This is a genomic window from Halobaculum litoreum, from assembly GCF_030127125.1.
GTDB lineage: Archaea > Halobacteriota > Halobacteria > Halobacteriales > Haloferacaceae > Halobaculum > Halobaculum litoreum.
Window position 1 is genome coordinate 1,387,559 of the sequence record NZ_CP126156.1, and the last position, 21,650, is coordinate 1,409,208.

At 72.3% G+C, this 21,650-nt stretch carries 20 protein-coding genes and 2 pseudogenes; 13 read left to right on the forward strand and 9 right to left on the reverse strand.

The genetic code is table 11. The annotated features are described in order from the left end of the window. Positions 1-131: 131 nt before the first annotated feature. Positions 132-929 carry a helical backbone metal receptor gene (locus P0R35_RS07530; RefSeq protein ID WP_284014560.1) on the forward strand — a complete coding sequence of 266 codons (798 nt, stop codon included), beginning with the start codon at positions 132-134 and terminating at the stop codon, positions 927-929. On the opposite strand, the gene P0R35_RS07535 is transcribed toward P0R35_RS07530, so the two are convergent. After that, positions 911-1,177 (reverse strand): MarR family transcriptional regulator, encoded by a 267-nt coding sequence (locus P0R35_RS07535; RefSeq protein ID WP_284014561.1) that lies wholly within the window; start codon positions 1,175-1,177, stop codon positions 911-913. The two genes, P0R35_RS07530 and P0R35_RS07535, sit on opposite strands and share 19 nt — an antisense overlap. 127 nt (positions 1,178-1,304) lie before the next feature. Here P0R35_RS07535 and pan1 point away from each other — a divergent pair, with 127 nt between their 5' ends. The 3 genes and pseudogenes from pan1 (at position 1,305) to P0R35_RS07550 (ending at position 3,594) form a co-directional block, all read left to right on the forward strand. Next, positions 1,305-2,522 (forward strand): proteasome-activating nucleotidase Pan1, encoded by a 1,218-nt coding sequence (gene pan1, locus P0R35_RS07540; protein WP_284011894.1) that lies wholly within the window; start codon positions 1,305-1,307, stop codon positions 2,520-2,522. Between the two features lie 126 nt (positions 2,523-2,648). After that, the gene (locus P0R35_RS07545) at positions 2,649-3,164 is read left to right on the forward strand and encodes a DUF2240 family protein (protein WP_284011895.1); all 516 of its coding nucleotides are present in this window, start codon (positions 2,649-2,651) and stop codon (positions 3,162-3,164) included. Further along, positions 3,165-3,594, forward strand: a pseudogene (locus P0R35_RS07550) (DUF7993 family protein). It abuts the gene before it with no gap. 27 nt (positions 3,595-3,621) lie between these two features. Here the strand turns inward: P0R35_RS07550 and P0R35_RS16420 are convergent. Further along, positions 3,622-4,256 (reverse strand): annotated as a pseudogene (locus P0R35_RS16420) (HAD family hydrolase). 106 nt (positions 4,257-4,362) lie between these two features. Here P0R35_RS16420 and P0R35_RS07565 point away from each other — a divergent pair. Continuing rightward, a complete protein-coding gene (locus tag P0R35_RS07565; protein WP_284011896.1) occupies positions 4,363-5,613 on the forward strand; it encodes a DNA double-strand break repair nuclease NurA in 1,251 nt (416 codons plus the stop codon). A 32-nt stretch (positions 5,614-5,645) separates the two neighbouring features. On the opposite strand, the gene P0R35_RS07570 is transcribed toward P0R35_RS07565, so the two are convergent. Both P0R35_RS07570 and P0R35_RS07575 read right to left on the reverse strand, forming a co-directional pair. Then, the gene (locus P0R35_RS07570) at positions 5,646-6,398 is read right to left on the reverse strand and encodes a DUF7847 domain-containing protein (protein WP_284011897.1); all 753 of its coding nucleotides are present in this window, start codon (positions 6,396-6,398) and stop codon (positions 5,646-5,648) included. Between the two features lie 99 nt (positions 6,399-6,497). Next, on the reverse strand, positions 6,498-6,833 hold the full coding sequence (locus P0R35_RS07575; RefSeq protein WP_284011898.1) for a DUF7113 family protein: 336 nt from the start codon (positions 6,831-6,833) through the stop codon (positions 6,498-6,500). A 107-nt stretch (positions 6,834-6,940) separates the two neighbouring features. On the opposite strand from P0R35_RS07575, the gene P0R35_RS07580 reads away from it, so the two are divergent. From P0R35_RS07580 to P0R35_RS07600, 5 genes are all read left to right on the forward strand, one after another. Then, a complete protein-coding gene (locus tag P0R35_RS07580) occupies positions 6,941-8,869 on the forward strand; it encodes an ATP-binding protein (protein WP_284011899.1) in 1,929 nt (642 codons plus the stop codon). 64 nt (positions 8,870-8,933) lie between these two features. Continuing rightward, the gene (locus tag P0R35_RS07585; protein ID WP_284011901.1) at positions 8,934-9,359 is read left to right on the forward strand and encodes a universal stress protein; all 426 of its coding nucleotides are present in this window, start codon (positions 8,934-8,936) and stop codon (positions 9,357-9,359) included. Between the two features lie 211 nt (positions 9,360-9,570). Then, positions 9,571-10,266 carry a nitroreductase family protein gene (locus P0R35_RS07590; RefSeq protein WP_284011902.1) on the forward strand — a complete coding sequence of 232 codons (696 nt, stop codon included), beginning with the start codon at positions 9,571-9,573 and terminating at the stop codon, positions 10,264-10,266. 119 nt (positions 10,267-10,385) lie between these two features. Then, positions 10,386-10,925 carry an Ig-like domain-containing protein gene (locus P0R35_RS07595; protein ID WP_284011904.1) on the forward strand — a complete coding sequence of 180 codons (540 nt, stop codon included), beginning with the start codon at positions 10,386-10,388 and terminating at the stop codon, positions 10,923-10,925. Positions 10,926-11,007: 82 nt separating this feature from the next. Further along, positions 11,008-11,709 (forward strand): hypothetical protein, encoded by a 702-nt coding sequence (locus P0R35_RS07600; RefSeq protein WP_284011905.1) that lies wholly within the window; start codon positions 11,008-11,010, stop codon positions 11,707-11,709. A gap of 87 nt (positions 11,710-11,796) precedes the next feature. On the opposite strand, the gene P0R35_RS07605 is transcribed toward P0R35_RS07600, so the two are convergent. Then, positions 11,797-13,227 carry a KaiC domain-containing protein gene (locus P0R35_RS07605; RefSeq protein ID WP_321170416.1) on the reverse strand — a complete coding sequence of 477 codons (1,431 nt, stop codon included), beginning with the start codon at positions 13,225-13,227 and terminating at the stop codon, positions 11,797-11,799. Positions 13,228-13,439: 212 nt separating this feature from the next. Here P0R35_RS07605 and P0R35_RS07610 point away from each other — a divergent pair, with 212 nt between their 5' ends. Next, positions 13,440-14,261, forward strand: coding sequence for an NAD(+)/NADH kinase (locus P0R35_RS07610; protein WP_284011906.1), 822 nt, complete (start codon positions 13,440-13,442; stop codon positions 14,259-14,261). A 3-nt stretch (positions 14,262-14,264) separates the two neighbouring features. Here P0R35_RS07610 and P0R35_RS07615 read toward each other — a convergent pair whose 3' ends face one another. The 4 genes from P0R35_RS07615 to P0R35_RS07630 form a co-directional block, all read right to left on the reverse strand. Beyond that, complete coding sequence (locus tag P0R35_RS07615; protein WP_284011907.1) at positions 14,265-14,858, reverse strand: HD domain-containing protein; 594 nt, start codon at positions 14,856-14,858, stop codon at positions 14,265-14,267. A gap of 138 nt (positions 14,859-14,996) precedes the next feature. Further along, positions 14,997-18,332 carry a carbamoyl-phosphate synthase large subunit gene (carB, locus tag P0R35_RS07620; protein ID WP_284011908.1) on the reverse strand — a complete coding sequence of 1,112 codons (3,336 nt, stop codon included), beginning with the start codon at positions 18,330-18,332 and terminating at the stop codon, positions 14,997-14,999. A 207-nt stretch (positions 18,333-18,539) separates the two neighbouring features. Further along, positions 18,540-19,070: a DUF5815 family protein gene (locus P0R35_RS07625; protein WP_284011909.1), complete on the reverse strand. Its 531-nt coding sequence runs from the start codon at positions 19,068-19,070 to the stop codon at positions 18,540-18,542. Positions 19,071-19,132: 62 nt separating this feature from the next. After that, positions 19,133-19,426: a hypothetical protein gene (locus P0R35_RS07630; RefSeq protein ID WP_284011910.1), complete on the reverse strand. Its 294-nt coding sequence runs from the start codon at positions 19,424-19,426 to the stop codon at positions 19,133-19,135. 92 nt (positions 19,427-19,518) lie between these two features. Between P0R35_RS07630 and P0R35_RS07635 the strand changes: the two genes are divergently transcribed. Together P0R35_RS07635 and P0R35_RS07640 are read left to right on the forward strand one after the other, a co-directional pair. Then, positions 19,519-20,835 (forward strand): NAD(P)/FAD-dependent oxidoreductase, encoded by a 1,317-nt coding sequence (locus P0R35_RS07635; protein ID WP_284011912.1) that lies wholly within the window; start codon positions 19,519-19,521, stop codon positions 20,833-20,835. A 66-nt stretch (positions 20,836-20,901) separates the two neighbouring features. Next, positions 20,902-21,627 carry an MBL fold metallo-hydrolase gene (locus tag P0R35_RS07640; protein ID WP_284011914.1) on the forward strand — a complete coding sequence of 242 codons (726 nt, stop codon included), beginning with the start codon at positions 20,902-20,904 and terminating at the stop codon, positions 21,625-21,627. Positions 21,628-21,650: the final 23 nt, after the last annotated feature.

Here is a 21,650-nt window from a genome sequence, read left to right on the forward strand (position 1 = left end):
ACTCTGTGCCTTATCGACGGAGGAGCAGTATAAAAATCAAACGATGTCCCGAACGGGTGTGTACCGCTGTCACGCGATCGTGGGATCGCCGGACGCCGCCCTTATGTGTGAACGGCTCGCACGGCAGATCGATGGTGACAGATCGGGTCGTCTCGCTGGCGCCGAGCGCGACCGTGACCCTCGACGCGCTCGGGGCGGGCGGGGCGCTCGTCGGCGCGACGCACGCGTGCGAGGTGCCCGCCGACGCCGGCACGGTGACGACCGTCGGCGGGTGGCCGAACCCGGACCTCGACGCCGTCGAGTCGCTCGACCCCACGGCGGTGTTGACCTGCGACGCGCTCCAGCGCGAGACGGCCGAGGCGCTCCGGGATCGGGGCCTGCCCGTGAGCCACGCGGAGCCGACGCGGCTGGCGGACGTGTTCGCGTCCGTCGCCGACGTGGGTCGCGCCGTCGACGACGCGGCCGGCGGGGCGGCGCTCGCCGCGGCGCTCCGGCGACGGGTCGACCGGGTCCGGGCGGCGGTGCCCGACGACCCCGAGCGGCGACCGGTGGTGTACGCCGAGGAGTGGGGCGACCCGCCGATGGCCGCCGGCAACTGGGTGCCCGAGGCCGTCGCGGCCGCGGGCGGGCGGTGTCCGTTCGTGGCCCCGGGCGAGCGGTCGCGCGAGGTCGCGCCCGACGCCGTCGCGGCCGCGGAGCCGGACCACGTCGTGTTGCACTGGTGTGGCCGGGACCGCGTCCCCGCGAGCGGCGCGTTCGCGGGTCGCGGGTGGGACGTCGACGCCGCGGTCCACGTGGTCGACGACGCGCTGTTGAACCAACCGAGCCCGCGGCTCGTCGACGGGGTCGAGACGCTCGCGCGGCTGCTCCACGGCGTGTGCGTCGGCGACGAGAACGACGGCGACGGGCGTTACAGGTCCAGCGAGTAGAGCCGCTTGCGCGCGTCGGTGAACGAGAAGCGCGACTCGACGGCGTCGACCTCCTCCAGGCGCGAGAGGGCGTAGCGCACCGTCCGCGGCGGGAGCAGCGTCTCCTCGGACAGTTCGCTCTGACTCAGGGTGTCCTCGTACGCGAGCACCTTCGCCACCAGCTTCGCGCTCGGCGGCAGGTCCCGGACCGGGGCCCACACGTCGCCCGGCGTCTCCTCGGCGACCGCTTCGGCGTCGGATGCACTCATCGTACTTCGACGAACACGATGCCGATGGTTAATACTTACTATACAAAATATTACCTCCGGGCATCGGATTATCACGGTCTTCACCCCGACCCGAAGTCTCTTATTAGTGTCCGTCCTAGCTTCGCCGATGACTGACACCGTTGACGACGTGGACCTCCCCTACGAGGACGAGGCCGCGTCGCAGCAGGAGAAGATCGAGGCCCTGCAGGAGCGCCTCGAGGTCCTCGAAGGGCAAAACGAGGAGATGCGCGACAAGCTCCTGGACGCGAACGCGGAGAACAACAAGTACCAGCAGAAGCTGGAGCGGCTCACGCACGAGAACAAGAAGCTCAAGCAGTCGCCGCTGTTCGTCGCCACGGTCCAAGAGATCACGGACGACGGCGTCGTGATCAAACAGCACGGCAACAACCAGGAGGCGCTCACCGAGGTCACCGACGAGATGCGCGACGGCCTGGAGCCGGACGACCGCGTCGCCGTCAACAACTCCCTGTCGGTCGTGAAGAAGCTGGAGAAGGAGACGGACGTCCGCGCCCGCGTCATGCAGGTCGAGCACTCGCCCGACGTCACGTACGCCGACATCGGGGGCCTCGACGAGCAGATGAACGAGGTGCGCGAGACCGTCGAGATGCCCCTCAAGAACCCCGAGATGTTCACCGAGGTGGGCATCCAGCCGCCCAGCGGCGTCCTCCTCCACGGCCCGCCGGGCACGGGCAAGACGATGCTCGCGAAGGCCGTCGCGAACCAGACCGACGCCACCTTCATCAAGATGGCCGGCTCGGAGCTGGTCCACAAGTTCATCGGCGAGGGCGCGAAGCTCGTGCGCGACCTGTTCGAGGTCGCCCGCGAGAACGAGCCCGCCGTCATCTTCATCGACGAGATCGACGCCATCGCCTCCAAGCGGACCGACTCGAAGACCTCCGGCGACGCCGAGGTCCAGCGCACGATGATGCAGCTGCTCGCCGAGATGGACGGGTTCGACGAGCGCGGCGAGATCCGCATCATCGCGGCCACGAACCGCTTCGACATGCTCGACCCGGCGATCCTCCGCCCCGGCCGCTTCGACCGCCTCATCGAGGTGCCCAAGCCCGAGGCCGCCGGCCGCGAGCTCATCTTCGGGATCCACACCCGCGACATGAACGTCGCCGCCGACGTCGACTTCGCCGCACTCGCGGAGCTCACCGAGGGCGCCTCGGGGGCGGACGTGAAGGCCGTCTGCACCGAGGCCGGCATGTTCGCTATCCGCGAGGACCGCACCGAGATCACGATGGCCGACTTCGAGGCCGCCTGGGAGAAGACCTCCCAAGCCGAGGACGTCGACGCGGACGACTCGCTGGCGTTCGCGTAGTCGGGCGGCTCCGACCTCGATCCTCCCCTGTTTCGCACGCACCGAGCGCGAGCCACGGCTCCTCGGCGGCGTGGCGCGGCGCGCCCGCCCCGAGCGGCTTTTGTGGCAGCCCGCGGACGTACGCGTATGACGCTGGAGGCCGCCGTCGCCGCGCCGTTCCGCGGCGCGGGCACCGACCGGATGGGCGAGGGCGAGTTCGTCGTCGCCCTGTCGCTCGACCGCGACTGGTTCTCGCCCGACCAGGCGAAACGGCTCGTCGACATCGCCACGGGACGGGGGCTGTTGGCCGAGGAGGGCGGGGAGTTGGTCACGCAGTTCGACCCCGCCGAGGTGCACGTCCCCGCGGACTTCGAGCCCGACGAGTCGGTGTTGCGCGAGCAGTCCACCTTCGAGAAGGCCGTCGACGCCGTCGTCGCCGCGGGCGTGGAGAAGCGCGAGGCGGTCGCCGCCGCCAACCGCCGCCAGCGCGACGCCGGCGTGACGCTGGAGACGGCGGCGGTGCTCGTCGCCCGCGAGCACGGCGTCGACGTGGCGGAGATCGCCGCGGAGGCGCGGGCGGCGCTCGTCGACGACGCGGCGGGGAGCGACGAGGACGCGGCGGCCCCGGCGGCCGACGCGGACGACGCCCCGGAGGGCGAGTAGATGGTCGCCGAGCGGACGACCGCCGGCGTCAGGCTCGCGCAACTGCTCGCCTCGGGCGACGGGCGACCGCGACCGCCTCCGCGCGGTCGCCGTGACCGACGCCGACCCGGACGTCGCGCCGACGCCCGACGGGACGCTCGCGTACCGGGTGCGCCTGCTCGACGGGGCCGGCGCGGGCGATGCGGACGCCGGGGACGACGCCCACGGTGACGCCGACACCGCGGTCGCAGAGGTGTTCGTCCACCCCGAGCGGGTCCGGGTGGAGTTCGCCCTCGCCCCCGACGAGGCGGCCGAGGCAGCCGCGGCCGAGGGGCTCAGGGTCCGGCCGAAGGCGACGACGCCGCCCCGGACGGTCGTGTTCGTCGAGGACGGCGCGCAGGTCAAACGGGTGTTGCCGGCGTTCGTCGCGGCCGTCGACGACGACGGCTGAGGCGTCGAGGGGCCGACGCGCCGGCACTCAGAACGAGTCGACGATCCCGGGGAGGTCGGCGGCGAGCCGGTCCCGGGCGACCGACGCGTCGGCCTCGGGGGCGGGCTCGTCGCCGTCGCCGAGCACCTGCACCGTGTGGATGCCCAGCGCAGCCGCCCCGGCGACGTCCTCGACGGGGTGGTCGCCGACGAACACCGTCTCCTCGGGCGCGGCGTCGAGTCCCGCCAGCAACGCCTCGAACGCGCGCCGGTCGGGCTTGCCGGCCGGGAGGTCCCCCGAGACGTGGACCGTGTCGAAGTCGTCCCACCAGCCGAGGTGGTCGAGCTTGGCGGTCTGTGCCCTCACGGGCCCGTTCGTGAGCACGCCCACCCGGTAGCGCTCGCGGAGCGCCGCGACCAGCTCGCGCGCGCCGTCGACGGGGACGAGCGCGCCCGTGACCGCCTCGTGGTAGGCGGTCGCGACCGTCCCGGGGTCGGTCGCTACGTCGTGGGGGCCAGCAGCTCCGCGAACACCGGCTCGCGGCTCTCGGCGGTGCGGTGCCGGGCGTGCGCGTCGAGGTACGACTGCCGGTCCACCGTGCCGACGAGTTCGGGGACGCCGGCGGCGCGGAGCGCGTCGTCGAGCAGCGCCGCGCGCGAGCGCACCGGCACGGCGAGGGTCATGTCGAGGTCGAAGCCGACCGCCCGTATCACGACCGTCCCCACGAGACCGGCCGATATGAACGCAGCGACCGCACCGTTTTTGCGGCGGCGGCACCCGCGTTCGGGCGTGACGCTGGACCCCGTACACGTCGACACCATCGCGTACCTCGCCTCGGCCATCGCCGACGGGGTCGACGACGCCGACCACGACGACCTCGCGGGGACGGCCTGGCGCGAGTGGCTCGACCCGCTCCACGACGAGGGCCGGGAGGTGCTGGCGGCGCTCGGCGACCACGAACTCCGCGAGACGCCGGTCGCCGACGCCGCGCTCGCCGACCGCCCGTTCGAGACGAGCCACGGCGTCGACTCGGGCACGCTCAACCCGACGTCGTTCAAGAACGGCCTCGTGCTCGACGTGGCGCAGGCGGCGATGGGCGCCGAGCCGACGGACCTGGACCTCCACCGCGGCCGCTCCATCGTGGTCACGGTCCACGCCAACGACGCGACCGTGTTCTTCCCCGACGTGCCCGACGGCTGGATGCCGTACGACGACGGCAACTCCGAGCGGCGCGTGCTGAAGGTGCCCCGCTCCCGGCGGTTCGCCGACGAGATGGTCCACGAGTTGGCCCTGTCGCTGGCGGAGTCCCACCACGCGCGCAAGCACCTCGAACGGGGGGAGGTCGGCGACCTGCTCGTGCTCGACGGGCCGCTGTACCCCAAGCGGCTACTCAACTGGGCGACCCGCGACCGCGAACTCCGCGAGGTCGCCCACGGCGACACCGTGCAGGAGGCCGTCGCGACGTACGTCCGCCTCGTCGAGTCGTGCATCGAGCGCGACGTGCCGGTGCTCGGCTTCGTGAAGAACCCCACCTCGGGGTACATCACGCGAACGCTCGACCGCAAGGGGATCGAGGCGCCGTGGCCCGACGACGCCGCGCTGTTCACCCGGCTGTTGGAGCGCCGCGAGGACGGCGAGCGCGACGACGACGCGATCACGTTCACCTCGTGGCTCCGGTCGCGGGGCGGCTCGGACCGCCCGCTCGCGAGCGACGGCGACGCGCTCGGCGTCGACCGCAGCCGCGACCCGACCGACTACGAGGTGACGTACATGCACGTGTACGAGCCGCGCGAGGACGTGCTGTTCAAGGTGGAGGCCCCCGCGGCGTTCACGGCCGACGCCGACACGCGCGCCCGGCTCACCCGGCAGGTGATCTCGGAGGTCGCCGCCGAGGCGGGGCCGCCCACGCCCGTGGCGAAGGCCGACGAACTCGCCCGGATCGGCGTCGGCGAGAAGCAGGCGCTGCGCCGGAAGTTCGAGGAGCGGTTCGGGGCGGAGTTCCTCCGGACGTACGACGACGTCCGGTGGGCCGAGGAGTAGGGGGCGACGGAACGCGGGGGCGCGGCGACGCCTCAGTCCGCGAGGCCGGCGCCCGTCATGGGCTCGGCCGGCTCCGCGTCCGCGAGTTGGCGGTACGCGCTCACCAGCACGGCGATCGAGAACAGGCTCACGAAGCCGAACGACGCCGCCGAGAGGAGGTTGCCCGCGACGGGCGACACGATGCCGAACAGGCCGAACACGCCGCCGACGACCGACCCGATCGCCACGACGACGACGCCGAGGAGGAACAGTCGGATCCGGTTGCCCGAGGTGAGCGACCAACTGCGCGTCAACGACTCGACGACGCCGCGGTCCTCGATGACGACCGCGAGTTGGGCGAAGATCAGGCTGACCATGAGGAACACGCCGGGGAAGAACAGGAGCACGAAGCCGACGCCGATGGCGAACGAGGTGATCACCGAGACGACGAGCAACACCAGCACCGTCCGTCCGAGGCGGCGCGTGTGCTCGGCGTTCGGTACCTCGTCGATGTCCGCGTAGATCGCCCGCATGGCGACGACGGTGACGACGAACGTCACCGCGAGCGCGAGGAGCGCGACGACGCCGGAGACGCTCGCGGGTAGCGGGAGCGCGAGCGGGTACGCGCCCGCCGTGGCCTCGAGGGGGAGGCTCCCGGCGGTCAGGTCCTCGAACAGCGAGTTGAGCGCGACCTGCGTGACCACCTGCAGGAGCGCGAGGACGGCGAGGAGCGTCAGCCCGCCGCGCGTGTTGAGTCGGTCGATACCGTCGGAGAGCGCCGTTCCGATACTGAGGGTCGGGGACACGCGACTCCATTGACCAAGCGTTCAGGAAAACGCACCGATCGTGTCCGCGGGCCGACTCGACGACCGACGGCTCGCGGCGACGCCGGCCGACGCGTGCGGCTACGTCGGCTCCTCCTTCACGACCTCGACTTCCACGTCGGCCTCGGGGACGCCGACGCGGGCGAACTGGGTGCGGACGTGCTCCTCGGCGGCGGCGACCGCCTGGTCGCGGGTGTCGAACCCCCGCGGCGCGGGCGACTCGAACGCGACGCGGATCGCCTCGCCGTCGACGACCAGTTCCGACCCGCCCGACTCGACCTCGTAGAACGCGTCACAGACCCAGACGTAAGGGGCGTCCTCGTCGGGCGCGCCCTTGAACGAGGGGGGCTCCTCCCCGCGTTCGTAGATCGTACCGGTGAGCGACGTGCCGCCGCCGCTCCCGCGGACCAGTAACATGCACGAGCGTAGCCGACGGGCGCGGATAAGCGGTCGCATCCCGCGACTCGGAGCGACGCCCCGCGCCGACGGATACCGTTTTCACCCCGCGCCCCACAGGGCGTGACATGACCGACGCCGGAGACTCCGAACTCGGCGACTTCGAGGACCCCGGCCAGTTCGACGGGACGGGCGACGGCGGCGAGGGGACCGTCGAGCGGGCCGACGCCGGCCGCGCCGGGGACGCGACCGTGACCGACGGCGCGTCCGGCGCGACCGCCGGGGACGACACGGGCGACGCGGGCGGCGGGGGCGAGGACGCCGGCAGCGACGAGCCGGACTCGGGGTTCGAACGCTACGCGATGGAGGCGGCCGACGCCGGCGTCGCCGAGGGCATCGGCACCGTCTCGGTGGCGCAGGGGCTGCGCGTCGCCGAGGACAGCGACGAGACGAGCCTGAAGGCGTTCGTCACCGTCGGCAACCGCGAGGACGTGCGGATCGGGACGTACCTCATGGTGCCGTACCCCGACGGCGAACAGCTGTTCTGCCGCATCACCGCGCTGGAGTACGCCCAGGAGTTCCGCACCGACGACGCCACCGAACTGACGGCGCGCCGCCGGATGCGGACGAACCGGGGCGACTTCGCCGAGGCCGACTACAAGTACATCGCGGAGTTGGCGCCCGTGGCGGTGTTGTTCTCCGACGGCGACGAGTTGAAGCGCCGGATGGTCGACCGCGTCCCCAAGCCGGGGGCGCTCGTCCAGCAGGCGACCGACGCCGAACAGATCAAGACCGGACTCGCCATCCCCGAGGAGGGCGTGTTCCTCGGCCACCTCTCGGTCGGCGGCGAGAAGGTGCGGACCGCCGCGGAGCCGCCGACCGTCGACTACCGCCTGAAGGACGACTACACCGACGGCGACCCGCTCGTGTTCCGGCACACGCTCGTCGCCGGCGGCACCGGCTCCGGGAAGACCCACGGCGCCAAGAACGTCCTCCGGCAGTACCTCGGGCGGACGTACGAGACCGACGACGGCCGCGACGCCCGGGCGGCCGTGGTGATGTTCGACCCGCAGGACGAGTACGCCCAGATGCACGACGACAACCCCGCCCTCGACGACGAGTGGGCGCGGCGGCTGGAGGGGGAGGGGATCGAACACGGCGGCCACGACGACACGGTCGCGCTCGTGCCGAAGGAGGCGGGCGTCACCTACCCCGGCCGGGGCCACCGCGCCGAACAGGTGGAGTTCACCGTCCCGTTCTCCATCGTGAACGAGTACGACATGCCGTGGCTCGTCGCCGGCGCGTCGCTCAACGAGAACCAGTACCCGGCGCTGCGGATCCTGCTCGACCGCTTCTTCCGCAACCGTCGGGACGGCACCTACCAGCAGTTCCTCTCGTTCCTCGACGACCCCGCGCTCAAAGAGGAGCTCGATGAGTCCGGCCGCGTCCACGAGGCGACGTTCGACGCCGTGAAGCGGCGGGTCCGCGGCGTCCCCTCCGGCGTGTTCGACCAGTCGGCCAAGCCGATCACCGAGCTGGACACGACGCTCGTGCGCCCCGGCGGGCTGACGGTGGTGCCGACGTACCACCTGTCGTCGGCGCGGGCCAAGGAGATGTTCGTGCTCGCGGTGTCGGCGATGCTCGTCGACGACAAGCTGTCGAACTCCCCGACGAGCGAGCGGATCGACCGCACGCCGCTCGTGCTCGGGATGGACGAGGCGCACAACTTCCTCGCGGGCGCCGACAACGTACAGGCGCGGCAGGTGGTCGGGAAGTTCACCGAGGCCGCCAAACAGGGCCGCAAGGAGCGGCTCGGCCTGTTCCTCGTGACGCAGGACCCGCAGGACGTCGCCGACCCCGTGTTCAAGCAGGTGAACACGCGGCTCGTGCTCAACCTCGGCGACGAGGACGCCATCTCCTCGGTGAACATCCCGCCGTCGCTGGCCCAGAAGGTGCCGTACATGGAGAAGGGGCAGATGGTCGTCTACTCGCCGGACAACTCCGAGCCGGTCGAGGTGACGGGCCTGCCGGTGTGCGTGACCCGCCACGGGGAGTGAGCCCCGGGCGGCGGCCCCGCGACGCCACGTCGCTTTTTGTCGCCCGGTCGCCAACCGTCGCGACATGACGAAGCGGATCCTCGTCGGGGTGGACGGCACCGAGCAGGCGGCGGCCGCGCTGTCGTTCGTGGCCGAGGAGTGGGGCGACGCGGACGTGACGCTCGTGTACGTGATCGACCCCGCGGAGTCGAAGGCGTCGCCGGGCGCGGGCGTCCCCAGCGGCGGCGAGGAGTGGTACGAGCGCGCCCGGAGGGACGCCGAGGCGACTCTCGAGGAGGCGGCCGACTCCCTCGCGGTCGAGGGGACCGTCGAGACGGCCACCGTCGTCGGGAAGCCCGCGACCGCGCTCGTCGAGTACGCCGCCGAACACGACGTCGACCACGTCGTGGTGGGGAGCCACGGGCGCCGGGGCATCTCCCGGGTCGTCCTCGGGAGCGTCGCGGAGGCGGTCGTCCGCACCTCGCCGGCGCCCGTGACGGTCGTCCGATAGGTCGACCCGGGCCGGCCGCGCCGCCCCGCGTCCGGCCCGGAACCCCGACGGGGAGACAGTGACACACACGCCGGCCGTGTGTCGGTAACACACGCGTCACCGCCCACAACGGCTTTCTACGGGCGCGGGGGCGGCTGATAAACGGGTCGGGTGGGGGAAGGAGCGACCGGGGCGGAGGGGGACTTATCCGGGACGCCCGTAACGAGATTCGATGGATTACGAGGAAGTCGTCACCACGCGACGTTCGCTCCACGAGTACAGCGACGAGGACGTGTCCGAGGAGACGCTGGAGGAGATCTTCGAACAGGCGACGTACGCCCCGTCGAGCTTCAACCTCCAGCCATGGGAGTTCCTCGTCGTCCGCGACGACGACGACCTCGCGACGCTCGCGGAGGTCGCCAACGGGCAAGAGCACATCGAGGAGGCGTCCGCGACGGTCGTCGTCCTCGGGGACACGAACCCCGCGCGCCACGCGGAGCCGGTGTTCCAGGACTGGCTCGACAAGGGGTACATCCCGGACGAGGAGACGAAGGGGTACCTCGTCGACACCGTCGAGGGGATGGCCGACCTGCCGGAGGACGAGCGGCGGGTGTGGACGAACCGCTCGACGGCGCTGGCGGCCCAGCAGTTCATGACCGCGGCGTGGAACCAGGGCGTCGCCACGCTCCCGATGGAGGGGTTCGACGCCGACGCGCTCGTCGACGAGTTCGACATCGACGCCGCGTACGAGCCGGTGATGCTCGTCGCGGTCGGCTACCCCGCCGAGGACGCCGACGAACTGCAGGCCGAGCGCAAGTACCGTCGCCCCGTCGACGAGGTCGTCCACTACGACACGTTCGACCCCGTCGAGCAGACGACGATCGCCGACGGGGAGTCCGGCGACGCGAGCGCGCCCGCCGACGACTGAGGCGCGCCCCCGGAGCGCCCCGCCCCGTCGCGGCACGAACGCGCCCGCGGGCGACCGCAGTTTTCAGCAGCGATACCCGGGGGGGAGGGTTTAGGTTCGGTCCCCGGAGTGTCCGGAGCATGGGAGCGCGGAAGCAGGTCCTCTGGGGCGTAGTCGTACTGTTCGTCGCGGCGCTGGTGACCGGGCCGGCCGTGGGGGCGGCCGTCGCCCAGTCGGAGTCGTGTCAGGCCGACGGCGCGCGGAAACTGTGCGTCGTCGACGCCGGCGTCGACACCGACTCGATCGTGACCGGCCAGTCGACGGAGCTGACGGCGACCGTCGAGAACGTCGGCGACGAGCGCGCGACGGCCGTCGTGGTGCTCAACGTCGCGAGCCCCGACAACGAGACGGACTCGTACGAACTTCGCAAGCGGTCGCTCGCGCCGGGGGAGACGCTCACCGTCACCCAGGCCGTCGACGCGACGACGGTCGGGAGCCACGCGATGCAGGTGCTCGTGTACAGCGACGGGTACGCCCACCGGTACGACGCCTCCGAGCCGATGACGGTCGCCGTCGAGGCGAAGGGGCTGGGCGGCCCCATCGACGCTCCCGACTACGCGCTCGCCGCGCTCGTCGCGTCCGTCGGCGTCCTCGGCGCCATCGTCTACCGGCGCCGGTAGGCGCGGCGACGGGGGACTCCCGGCACGGGGCTCCGGTTCCGGATCGACGGAACCACTATCGCCCCGTGAACACCACAGGCGTATGACCGTGTACCGACGCGCCGGCGAGGGTGACCCCCGGTTCGTCGATCGATGGGACGACGGGTTCGGGTGGGTGGCGCATCCGGACGAGGAGGGTGTCCGGACGGGGCACGCTCTCCGAGGCGACGACGGCGTCTGGCTCGTCGACCCGCTCGACGCGCCGGGGCTCGACGACCGGGTCGCAGCCCTCGGGGAGGTGGCGGGCGTCGTCGTGCTCAGCAGCTACCACGCTCGGGACGCCGGCGTGCTCGCCGAGCGCCACGACGTCCCCGTCCACCTCCCCGAGTGGATGGACCGCGTCGCCCGGCGGGTGGACGCGCCGGTGGAACGCTTCGCGGAGTCGTTCGGCGACCCCGCCGTTCGCGTCCGTCGGTTCGAACCGCTGTCGATGTGGCGCGAGGCGGTCGCGTTCCGCGAGGCCGACGGCACGCTCGTCGTCCCCGACCTGCTCGGCACGGGACCGGGGTACCGCGTGGGCGACGAGCGCGTCGGCGTCGTGCTGTCCCACCGACTGGCGCCGCCCCGGAGCCTCGCGGACCTCGACCCCGACAGGATCCTGTTCGGCCACGGCGAGGGCGTGTTCGAGGACGCGGGCGAGGCGTTGACCGACGCGCTCGCGGGCGCACGCCGGCGGTTCCCCCGGGCGCTCGCGAGCACGCTGGGGACGAACGTGCGCCTGCTGGCGGCTGCCGTGCGGGAGTAGCGGGGCCCGACGGAACGGCCACGGCGGGACGACGGAGACCGGCCCGAGCGTCGCGGCCGAGGCGGACCCCGCGGGGCGCCGCGCCGCTCAGAAGATGTTCGCCTGCCGGTACACCGAGATCCCGTCGTCGGTGATCTCGTACGGCTTCGTCTCGCGGGAGTGGTTCGCGTCGCGGATCTTCTGGATCTCGACCGCGAGGCGCGTCTCGCGGAAGTCCGACGGGCGGACGTACTGGAGGACGAACACCGCGTCGGTGAGGTACTCGACGATGCCGTGGCGTGAGGCGTAGGCGTTGTCCTCGCTGGCCTCGCTGGTGAGCATCGTCGTGACGCCCGCCGCCTTCAGCGAGCGGGCGAAGTCGAACACCTCCGAGCGGCGCTTGCTCGGGTGGTCGTACATCATCTCCAGCAGGGACACGGAGTCGAGCACGAGGCGGTCGGCGCCGAACTCCGTCACCAGCCGGGAGATGTCGTCGCGGATGGAGTCCAGCGAGTTCGCCATCTCGATGGGGTCCATCGCGATCACCGCGAGGCGGTCCTCGTCGGCGTAGCGGCGGTACTCCCACCCCTTCTCCTCGGCCGTCGAGAGGATCGCCTCCTCGGACTCCTCGAGCGTGATGTACACGGCGTCGCCGCCGTTCACGAGCGCCTCGTTGAGGAACTGGAGGCCGAAGGTGGTCTTCCCGGTGCCGGCGCTCCCGATGACGGCCATCAGCGAGCGCTCGGGGACGCCGCCGAGGATCATCTCGTCGAGCCCCTCGATCCCGACGTCGATCCGGTCGATGTCCGACTCGAACTCCGACTCGTCGAACGCGGGGCCGCCGCCCCCGCCGCCGAACCCCTGGCCGCCGCCGAACGCGTCGGCGCCGTCGCCGCCGAAGCCGCCGGGGCCGCCGGGGCCGCCCGGGGCGTCCTCCATGGCGGCGCCGAAGTCCTCGCCGAAGGGGTCGTCCGTCGCGCCCGGCGCGTCCCCGCCCATCCCTCCGAACGGGTCCGCGCCCGCGTCGGCGTCGGCGGTCGACCCGTCGTCCGCCGCCGGGACGTCGCCGTTCCCGTCGAGGCCGCCGAACCCCGGCCCCCGCCGCCGTCGCCCGTGTCGTCGCCGCCGAGCAGTTCGTCCAACCCGTCGTCGCCGTCGAAGGCGTCGTCGCGGACGCCGCCGAACGGGTCCGCGCCCGCGTCGGCGTCGGCGTCGGCGTCGACCTCCCCCGGCGTCGAACGGCTCGTCGTCCGCGGGCTCGGCGTCCGCGTCGAGGTCGTCGCGGTCGTCGCCGCGGGCGCCCGCGCGCTCGCTCGACCGACGACCCGCGTCCGCGTCCGAGTCGGTCGACTCGCCCGGATCGGTCGGCTCCGTCCCGCCCGCGCGGTCGGTCGTGTCGCCGCCCTCGGCTGCGTTCTCCACGTCGTCCGCGCCGCTCGCGTCGCCGGCGTCGTCTGCGTCGTCTGCGTCGTCGCCGCCGGCGCGTTCGCCCGGCTCCTCGCGGAGGGCGCGCTCGAACCAGTCGCCGTCGTCGCTCACGGCCGCCACCTCCCGCTCCGGCCGTCCGTGGGGCCGGGGCGGCGGCGCGCCGGAGCGCGGCCGGGCGGGGGCGCGAGCGCCGGGCCGGACGTCGGGCGGTCGATCATCGTCCGACGAAAGAGGACACGTCAGCATGAATGTTCCCCAGGCCGCCGACGGGGGGTGCGGCCGGGGTCGGGTGGCTTTTTGCCGGACGGCGGCGACGGGCGGGTATGGATGTCGGCATCGTCGCCCAGAAGGGCAACGCGCGCGCGGCCTACCTCGCCGGCGACCTCCGCGACCGCCTCCGCGAGGCCGGCGTGGACGTCTCCGTCGACGAGGCGACGGCCGGCGAACTCGGCGTCGCCGGGACGCCCGTCTCGGCCATGGACGAGACCGACCTCGTCGTCTCCATCGGTGGCGACGGCACGTTCCTGTTCGCCGCCCGCGGCGCCGGCGGCGTCCCCGTCCTCGGCGTCAACCTCGGGGAGGTCGGCTTCCTCAACGCCGTCTCGCCCGCCGAGGCCGTCGACGCCGTGCTCGCGGAGGTCGACGCCCACCGCGGCGAGGGGATGCGGATCCGGGAGGCCCCGCGGCTGGCGGCCGCGTGCGGCGACTGGACGTCGGAGCCGGCCGCCAACGAGGTCGTCGTGCAGGGCGGCCGGCGCGGCCGCGGCGGCGGCGTCGGCTACGAGGTGCGCGTCGACGGCTCGCTGTACTCCGGGGGGCACGCCGACGGCGTCCTCGTCGCGACGCCGACGGGGTCGACGGCGTACAACCTCTCCGAGGGGGGCCCGCTCGTTCACCCCCGTATCGACGGCCTCGTCGTCAACGAGATGTGTGCCGAGGGCGGAATGCCGCCCCTGGTCGTCTCCCCGGAGTCGACCGTGACGGTCACGCTCACCGACGCCGAGGAGGCGGTCGTCATCACCGACGGCCGCGGCCAACACGCCGTCGACGTGCCGACCGAGGTGGCCGTCACCACGACCGAACCGCCGATGCGCGTCGCCGGCCCCTCCGCCGACTTCTTCGAGGCGCTCGGGAAGCTGTCCTGAGCCTCAGCCGGTCCGGAGGTCGTCGACCCCGCCCCACCGGATCGCGGCGGCGGCGACCTCGTCGGCCCGTCTCACGATCGCGGCCTCCGGCGTCGCCGGCTCGACGGCCGTCCGCGACGTGTGCGACAGCACGACGTGTGACACCTCGACCGGGAGGCCCGCGCGCTCGCAGACGGCCACGCCGACGTACGGGTGGCCCAGCAGGTCGTAGTAGACGGTCCCGGCGTCGTCGCCCGACGCGCCGGGCGCGAACTCGTACAGCTTGCTCACGTCGTGGAGCAGCGCGCCCGCGACGACGAGGTCGCGGTCGAGACCGAGGGCCGGACGGCGGGTGCGGAGTTCGTCGGCCATCCCGACCGCGAGCGCGGTCACCTCGTTCACGTGGTCGACGTTCGACTCGTCGGGGAGGCCGAGCCGCGCCTGCTCGTCGGGGAGCCACGGCACCTCGCGGAGGTCGCCCCAGTCGGTGTCGCCGAGCGCGACGGCGTACGCCTCGACGACGCCGTCACGGAGGTCGGGATCGGCGATCGCGTCCAGCGCGGGGAACACGTCGGCGAGGTCGTCCGGGAGCGCGTCGGGCGCGCGAGCGTCGCTCATGCCCCGCGGTTCGCGGACGGCGGTGAAAAAGGCGGGTCGTGGGTCGGTCCCGCGGGTCGGTGTCGCGGCGCTCTCGGCGGCCCGGCACGAAGCCCTCGCCGCCGCGTTCGTCGAGGCCTCGCTTCGCTCGGCCTCGCGTTACTCGCTGCGCCCCCACGCTTCGGTGCGGCGCGGGCGCTCGGAGACGGCCAACACGTCGAGCGGCTCGCCGGCCGCGCGGGAGGCCAGCGCCTCCAGCGACGCCGCGGCGGACTCGGCCGTCGAGAGGTACGCGACCTCCTCGGCGACGGCCGAGCGGAGCGCGTCCACCTCGTCGCTGATCAGGAGGTCGATCTCCCCGCGACGGAGCGCCTCCTCGACGTCGTCGACGGCGACGACGTCGTAGTGGTCGCCGAAGCCGGCCACGAGCTCCTCGTACGCCTCGGTGTCGGGGGCGGGGAGCGCGTCGCCGACCGTCTCGAACACGACGGTGCCGCCGTCGGGCAGGCCGTGGCCGGCGGCGTCGAGCGCCTTGCCGTAGGCGACGCCGAAGTCGCTCGCGGTGCCCATCACCTCGCCCGTCGACTTCATCTCGGGGCCGAGGCGGGGGTCGGAGTTCGGCAGGCGGTCGAACGGCAGGACGACCTCCTTCACCGAGAAGTGCTCGGGGACGGACTCGTCGACGTCGATGTCGGCGAGCGACTCGCCGGCCATGACGCGCGCGGCGAGCTTGGCGATGGGGACGCCCGTCGCCTTCGAGACGAACGGGACGGTGCGCGAGGAGCGCGGGTTCGCCTCCAGCACGTACACCTCGCCGTCGCGGACGGCGAGTTGGACGTTCATCAGCCCGACCGTGTCGAGCGCGTCGGCGATCTCCTCGGTCACCTCGCGGACCCGCGCCATCGTGTCGGCGTCGAGCGAGCGCGGCGGGATGACACAGGCGGAGTCGCCCGAGTGGACGCCCGCCGCCTCGATGTGCTCCATGATGCCGCCCACGACGACGTCCTCGCCGTCGCTCACGGCGTCGACGTCGAGTTCGACCGCGTCGGCGAGGAACTCGTCGACGAGGATCGGCTTGTCGGGGGAGACGCGGACGGCTTCCTCGATGTAGCGCTTCAGCTCCTCGTCGTCGTCGACGACGCGCATCGCGCGCCCGCCGAGCACGTAGCTCGGACGGACCAGCACCGGGTAGCCCAGTTCCCGGGCGAGGTCGAGCGCCTCTTCCTCGCTGGTCGCGCTCCCGCCCTCCGGCTGGGCGATGCCCCGCTCGTCCATCAGGCGGTTGAAGCGGTCGCGGTCCTCCGCCAGGTCCATCGCCTCGACGGAGGTGCCCATGATCTCGCACTCGACGCCGCGGCGTTCCAACTCGTCGCGCAGGGGTTCGCCGATGTCGACGGAGGTCTGCCCGCCGAACTGGATCATCACGCCGTCGGCCGCGGTCGCCTCGATCACGTCGGCGACCTCCTCGGCGGTGATGGGCTCGAAGAACAGCCCGTCCGAGGTGTCGTAGTCGGTGGAGACCGTCTCGGGGTTGTTGTTGACGACGTGGGCCTCGATCCCCTGCTCGCGCAGGGCGCGCACCGCGTGGACCGAGCAGTAGTCGAACTCCACGCCCTGCCCGATGCGGATGGGGCCGCCGCCGACGACGACGACCGACTCGGCGTCGCGGTCGACGCGGAGTTCCCCGCCCGCGGCGTCGCCCTCGAACGGCCCGGAGAACCACTCCGGCTTCCGCGAGGAGTAGTAGTACGGCGTCGACGCCTCGAACTCGCCGGCGCAGGTGTCGACCTGCTTGTACGTGCGGCCGGGCACCTGCGCCTCGACCTCGCCGACGCCCGCGCGGGCCGCCGAGACGGGCAGTTCCTCGCCGTCGGCGTGGGGCGCGGGCACCTCGGCGGCCTCCCGCCACGCGCCGCGCGTCTCGGGGAGCCACGTGAGGCTGGAGTCCTCGAACACGTTGCCCGCGAGCGCGCTGATCTCGGCGTTGGTGAAGCCCGCCGTCGCGGCCTCGACGAACTCGCCGTCGACGACGTCCTTGCTGGCCGCGACGATGCGCGCGAAGCGCTCGACGTACCACTCGTAGATGCCGGTCGCCTCGACGACCTCGTCGACGCCGAAGCCGCGCTCGAACGCCTCGAACATCGCGTACGGGCGGTCGGGGCTCGGGCGTTCGAGGTACCGCTCGGTGAGTTCGTCGTCCTCGAGGTCGCCGAAGTCGACCGCGGGGTCGTACTCGGAGGAGCGCAGCGCCTTCAGCAGGCTCTCCTCGAAGGTACGCCCGATGGCCATCGCCTCGCCGGTCGACTTCATCGCCGTCGAGAGCGTGAAGTCGGTCTCCTCGAACTTGTCGATGGGCCAGCGCGGCACCTTCGTCACGACGTAGTCGATGGCCGGCTCGAACGCGGCGGTCGTCTCGCCGGTGATCTCGTTGGTGATCTCGTGGAGGCGCTTGCCGAGCGCGACCTTCGCGGTGACGCGGGCGATGGGGTAGCCCGTCGCCTTCGACGCCAGCGCCGAGGAACGGGAGACGCGGGGGTTCACCTCGACGACGCGGTACTCGCCGCCGGGGGTGCCGTCGTCGCGCCACGCGAACTGGATGTTACAGCCGCCCTGGATCCCCAGGTCGCGGATGACCTCCAGCGCCGCGTCGCGCATCTCCTGGTGGCCGTCGTCGGGGATCACCTGCGAGGGGGTGACGACGGTGGACTCGCCCGTGTGGATGCCCATCGGGTCGAGGTTCTCCATGTTGCAGATGATGACACAGGAGTTGTCGGCGTCGCGCATCACCTCGTACTCCAGCTCGACCCACCCGGAGATGGACTCGGTGATGAGCACCTCCGAGTTGCGCGACAGGCGCAGCCCCGTGCGCACGCGGTCGATCAGCTCGTCCATCTCGTCGACGACGCCGGAGCCGCTCCCGCCGAGGGTGTAGGTGGTGCGCGCGATGACGGGGAGGCCGCCGACGGCGTCGACGGCGTCCTCGACGCGGTCGACGAGCGCCGCCTCGGTCAACTCGGCGACCGTCTCGCCCTCGTCCAGCGAGATGGTCGTCGACGCGGGCACCGGCTGGCCGAGGTTCTCCATGCGCTTGCGGAACAGGTCGCGGTCCTCGGTGGCGTAGATGGTGTCCAGCGGCGTCCCCATGATGTCGACGTCGAACTCGTCGAGGACGCCCTCCTCGGCCAACTCGGCGGTGACGTTCAGTCCCGTCTGGCCGCCGAGCCCGGCGATGACGCCGTCGGGGCGCTCCGTCTCGATGACCTCGCTGATGGCGTCGACCGTGATGGGCTCGATGTACACCTTGTCGGCCATCTCCGGGTCGGTCATGATCGTCGCGGGGTTGGAGTTGACGAGGACGACTCGGGCCCCCTCCTCCTGGAGCGCGCGACACGCCTGCGCGCCGGAGTAGTCGAACTCGGCCGCCTGTCCGATCTGGATCGGGCCGCTGCCGATGAGGAGGATGGTGCGGTCCTCCTCCCCGGTGTCCTGACTCATTGTCGCTATCGAGTTCGGTCATCGTAATAAGGTCGGCGAAACGCACCGATATTCGTAGCCGAGTTACGAAATTCGTAATGCTACGCTGTCACACACGGCGCGATCGTGGGTGTCGTCCGTGTCGGCGGTCGACGACGGCACCGAACACGCTCCGCCCGGCGGCGCGCCCGGTCCGGCCCCCGCCGAGTGCGACGCCCGCGGGAGGGGTCAGACGTACACGTCGTCGGCGTCGAGGTCCCGCTCTGCGCGGTACTGCTCGACGAACTCGCTCACGTCGAACTGGAGCATCTGGTCTTCGAACTGCGTCATCGCCGTCGAGTCGTCCGCGTGGCTGATCGCGTGCTCCATCAGCTCGATCACCAACTCGACGATGATCTCGTGGAGGCGTCGGGAGTCGAACTCGGTGATCCACAGCATCGAGTACCCCATGTCGGGGTTCTCGCTGGCGTCCTCGGCGACGACCTGCTCGGGGAACTCCTCCAGCACGATGCCCATGAGGTGGGGCGTGCCGAACTCCGGCATCTCCTCGCTGGTCGTCTCGACGGCCTCGCGGAGCGTCCCGACGAGGAACTCGGGGAGGAAGCGCTCGGGGGGGTTCACGTCCGTGACGACCGCGTGGCTCGCGCCGCACGCGCAGTCGTACTCGCGCATGCCGAGGTCGAACACCGACATCGATCGCGTCTCGCCGCAGGGCAACTCGACGGCGTCGTCCCCGCCGGGGACGCGCGGCTCGCTCATACCGTCGCCTCGGTGCCGACGGGGTGTAAAAGGCGCGTTCGCGGGGCGCGGCGCGGCGACGACTACGCCTCGTCGTCCGTCTCGTCGTCCGTCCCGTCGTCCGTCGCGACGTCGTCCCCGCCGTGCTCGTCGTCTCCCTCCGCGGTCCCGTCGTCCCCGTGCGCACCGTCGGCGGCGTCCCCGCGGTCACCGTCCCCGTCGCCGGCGCGTTCGACCTCGGCTTCCACTTCGATCGCCAGTCCGGGCGCCGTCAACTCGGCCTCGAACGCCTCGGCGTCGCCCAGTTCGGCCTCCAGTTCGTCGCTGTCCACCTCGACCTCGACCTCCACCTCGACGGCGATGTCGTCGTCGGACACGGACACCTGTTGGCGTTCCAATCGTTTCAGCGTTCCCGCCGTTCCCGCGCCCATCCACAAGCGACTTGCCGCGCGGTCGCCGACTCCGGGGTATGATCGCTATCGTCGGCGGCGGCATCGCGGGGCTCGCCGCCGCCCGCCGCCTGCGCGCGAACGGGCGCGAGGTGACGGTGTACGAGGCCGGCGGCGACGAGGCGCTGGGGGGCCTCGCGCGCACCTACCCGACCGCGGGCGACGACGTCGAGCAGTTCTACCACCACCTCTCGAAGTCCGAGGAGGAGATCGTCGCGTTGGCCGAGGAGTTGGGCGTCGGCGACCGCCTGGAGTGGCTCGTCGGCAAGAACGCCTACTACGTCGACGGCGTCGTCCACCCGCTGGACACGCCGTGGCAGATCCTCGCGTACCCCCACATGAGCGTGTACGACAAGTTCCGGCTGGGGATGCTCACGCTGGAGGTCGACGTGCGCGGCGGCGTCCCCTCGTTCGACACGTACGACGACCTCGCGGACTTCGAGGACGTCCCGATCCGCGAGTTCCTGCTGGACCACACCACCCGCGGCGTGTACGAGAACTTCTTCGAACCCCTCCTCGACGCGAAGTTCGGCTCCCGCAAGGACGACGTCAGCGCCGCGTGGCTGCTCGGGCGCATCAAGTTCCGCGGCGAGCGCGACCTCCTGCGCGGGGAGGTGCTCGGCTACTTCGACGGCGGCTTCGCGCCCCTGATCGACGCGCTCGTCGACGACGTCGGCCGCGAGCACATCGAGACGAACGCCCGCGTCACCGGCCTCGACGTCGACGACGGCGCCGTCTCGTCGGTCACGGTCGCACAGGACGGCGCCGAACGGACCGAGGCCGTCGACGGCGTCGTCGTCGCGACGATGCCGAACGTCCTCGAGGAGCTGACGGGGTACGCCTGCGACGTCGACTTCCAGGGCGCCGTCTGCGCGGTCGTCACGATGGACGAGCCGCTGACGGACACCTACTGGCTCAACGTCGCCCACGACGCCCCGTTCGGCGCGCTCATCGAACACACGAACTTCGTGCCGCCCGAGCGCTACGGCGGCGACCACCTGCTGTACGTCGCCAGCTACGTCCAGTCGGACGACGAGTGGCTCGCGACCGCCGACGACGACGCAGTCGAGGACCGCTGGCTCGGCCACGTCGCCGACATGTTCCCCGACTTCGACCGCGACGACGTCTCCCAGTTCCGGGTCGCGCGCGCGCCCCGTGCGGCGCCCATCTACGAGCGCGGCTACCTCGACCTCGTCGTGCCGTACGACCTGGCCGACGAGGTCGCCGACGGCGTCTACTACGCCGGGATGGCCAGCGCGGCGCAGTACCCCGAGCGCAGCCTGAACGGCGGTGTCGTCGCCGGCCGCGAGTGCGCCGACCGGATCGTCGGGAACTGACGCGGGTCCCGTCGCGCGTCCGGCCCCGCCCGCACGGATTTACCGCCGGCGCGCGTAGACCTCCCCATGGCTACCGACTCCGCGACCGCCGACCGAGCCGACCGGACGGGCCTGCCCGACGGGCTGTGGCGCGTCGACGGGAGCGCCTCGAACGCGTTCCTCGTGCGCGACGGCGACGGGCACGACGCCCCGCTGTACCTCGTCGACGCGGGCGTCCCCGGCGACGCCGGCGCGATCCGTGCGGCCGTCTCGAACGCCGGCTACGACCTCCGCGCCGTGGACGGCGTCCTGCTCACCCACTACGACTACGACCACGTCGGCGCCCTCGCGAAGCTGGCGGAGCTCGACTGCCCGGTGTACGCCGCCGACCCGGACGCCTCGTTCCTCGACGGGAGCCGGAAGCCGGGACTGTGGCCGCACAAGGCGCTGATCCAGCGTGTCGCGGGCGTGTTCACCGACCCGCCCGGCCTGCCCGTCGAGCGCGTCGCCGACGGCGACACCGTCGGGAGCTTCACCGCCTACCACACGCCCGGCCACGGCCCCGGCCACCTCGCGTGGGTGAGCGAGGACCGGGGGGTCGGGTTCCTCGGCGACCTCGTGCGCGAGGCCGACGGCGCGTTGGCGGCGTCCCCGTGGTACATCAGCTACGACCCCGACACGGTCCGCGCCAGCGTCCGCGACCTCGACGACCGCGCCCCCGAGTTCGCGACCGCCTGCGTGGGCCACGGCGACCCGGTCTCGCCGGGCGGCCGCGAGGCGCTCGCGACGCTGGCGGCGTCGCTGCGGGGGTAGGTCGTTCCGCGAAACGGCCCCGG

Excerpts from the sequence above, each read along its gene's own strand:
- P0R35_RS07530 (WP_284014560.1), top strand. The coding sequence starts at position 132 with ATGGTGACAGATCGGGTCGTCTCGCTGGCGCCGAGCGCGACCGTGACC.
- P0R35_RS07535 (WP_284014561.1), bottom strand. The coding sequence starts at position 1,177 with ATGAGTGCATCCGACGCCGAAGCGGTCGCCGAGGAGACGCCGGGCGAC.
- pan1 (WP_284011894.1), top strand. The coding sequence starts at position 1,305 with ATGACTGACACCGTTGACGACGTGGACCTCCCCTACGAGGACGAGGCC.
- P0R35_RS07545 (WP_284011895.1), top strand. The coding sequence starts at position 2,649 with ATGACGCTGGAGGCCGCCGTCGCCGCGCCGTTCCGCGGCGCGGGCACC.
- P0R35_RS07575 (WP_284011898.1), bottom strand. The coding sequence starts at position 6,833 with ATGTTACTGGTCCGCGGGAGCGGCGGCGGCACGTCGCTCACCGGTACG.
- P0R35_RS07580 (WP_284011899.1), top strand. The coding sequence starts at position 6,941 with ATGACCGACGCCGGAGACTCCGAACTCGGCGACTTCGAGGACCCCGGC.
- P0R35_RS07585 (WP_284011901.1), top strand. The coding sequence starts at position 8,934 with ATGACGAAGCGGATCCTCGTCGGGGTGGACGGCACCGAGCAGGCGGCG.
- P0R35_RS07590 (WP_284011902.1), top strand. The coding sequence starts at position 9,571 with ATGGATTACGAGGAAGTCGTCACCACGCGACGTTCGCTCCACGAGTAC.
- P0R35_RS07595 (WP_284011904.1), top strand. The coding sequence starts at position 10,386 with ATGGGAGCGCGGAAGCAGGTCCTCTGGGGCGTAGTCGTACTGTTCGTC.
- P0R35_RS07600 (WP_284011905.1), top strand. The coding sequence starts at position 11,008 with ATGACCGTGTACCGACGCGCCGGCGAGGGTGACCCCCGGTTCGTCGAT.
- P0R35_RS07610 (WP_284011906.1), top strand. The coding sequence starts at position 13,440 with ATGGATGTCGGCATCGTCGCCCAGAAGGGCAACGCGCGCGCGGCCTAC.
- P0R35_RS07615 (WP_284011907.1), bottom strand. The coding sequence starts at position 14,858 with ATGAGCGACGCTCGCGCGCCCGACGCGCTCCCGGACGACCTCGCCGAC.
- carB (WP_284011908.1), bottom strand. The coding sequence starts at position 18,332 with ATGAGTCAGGACACCGGGGAGGAGGACCGCACCATCCTCCTCATCGGC.
- P0R35_RS07625 (WP_284011909.1), bottom strand. The coding sequence starts at position 19,070 with ATGAGCGAGCCGCGCGTCCCCGGCGGGGACGACGCCGTCGAGTTGCCC.
- P0R35_RS07635 (WP_284011912.1), top strand. The coding sequence starts at position 19,519 with ATGATCGCTATCGTCGGCGGCGGCATCGCGGGGCTCGCCGCCGCCCGC.
- P0R35_RS07640 (WP_284011914.1), top strand. The coding sequence starts at position 20,902 with ATGGCTACCGACTCCGCGACCGCCGACCGAGCCGACCGGACGGGCCTG.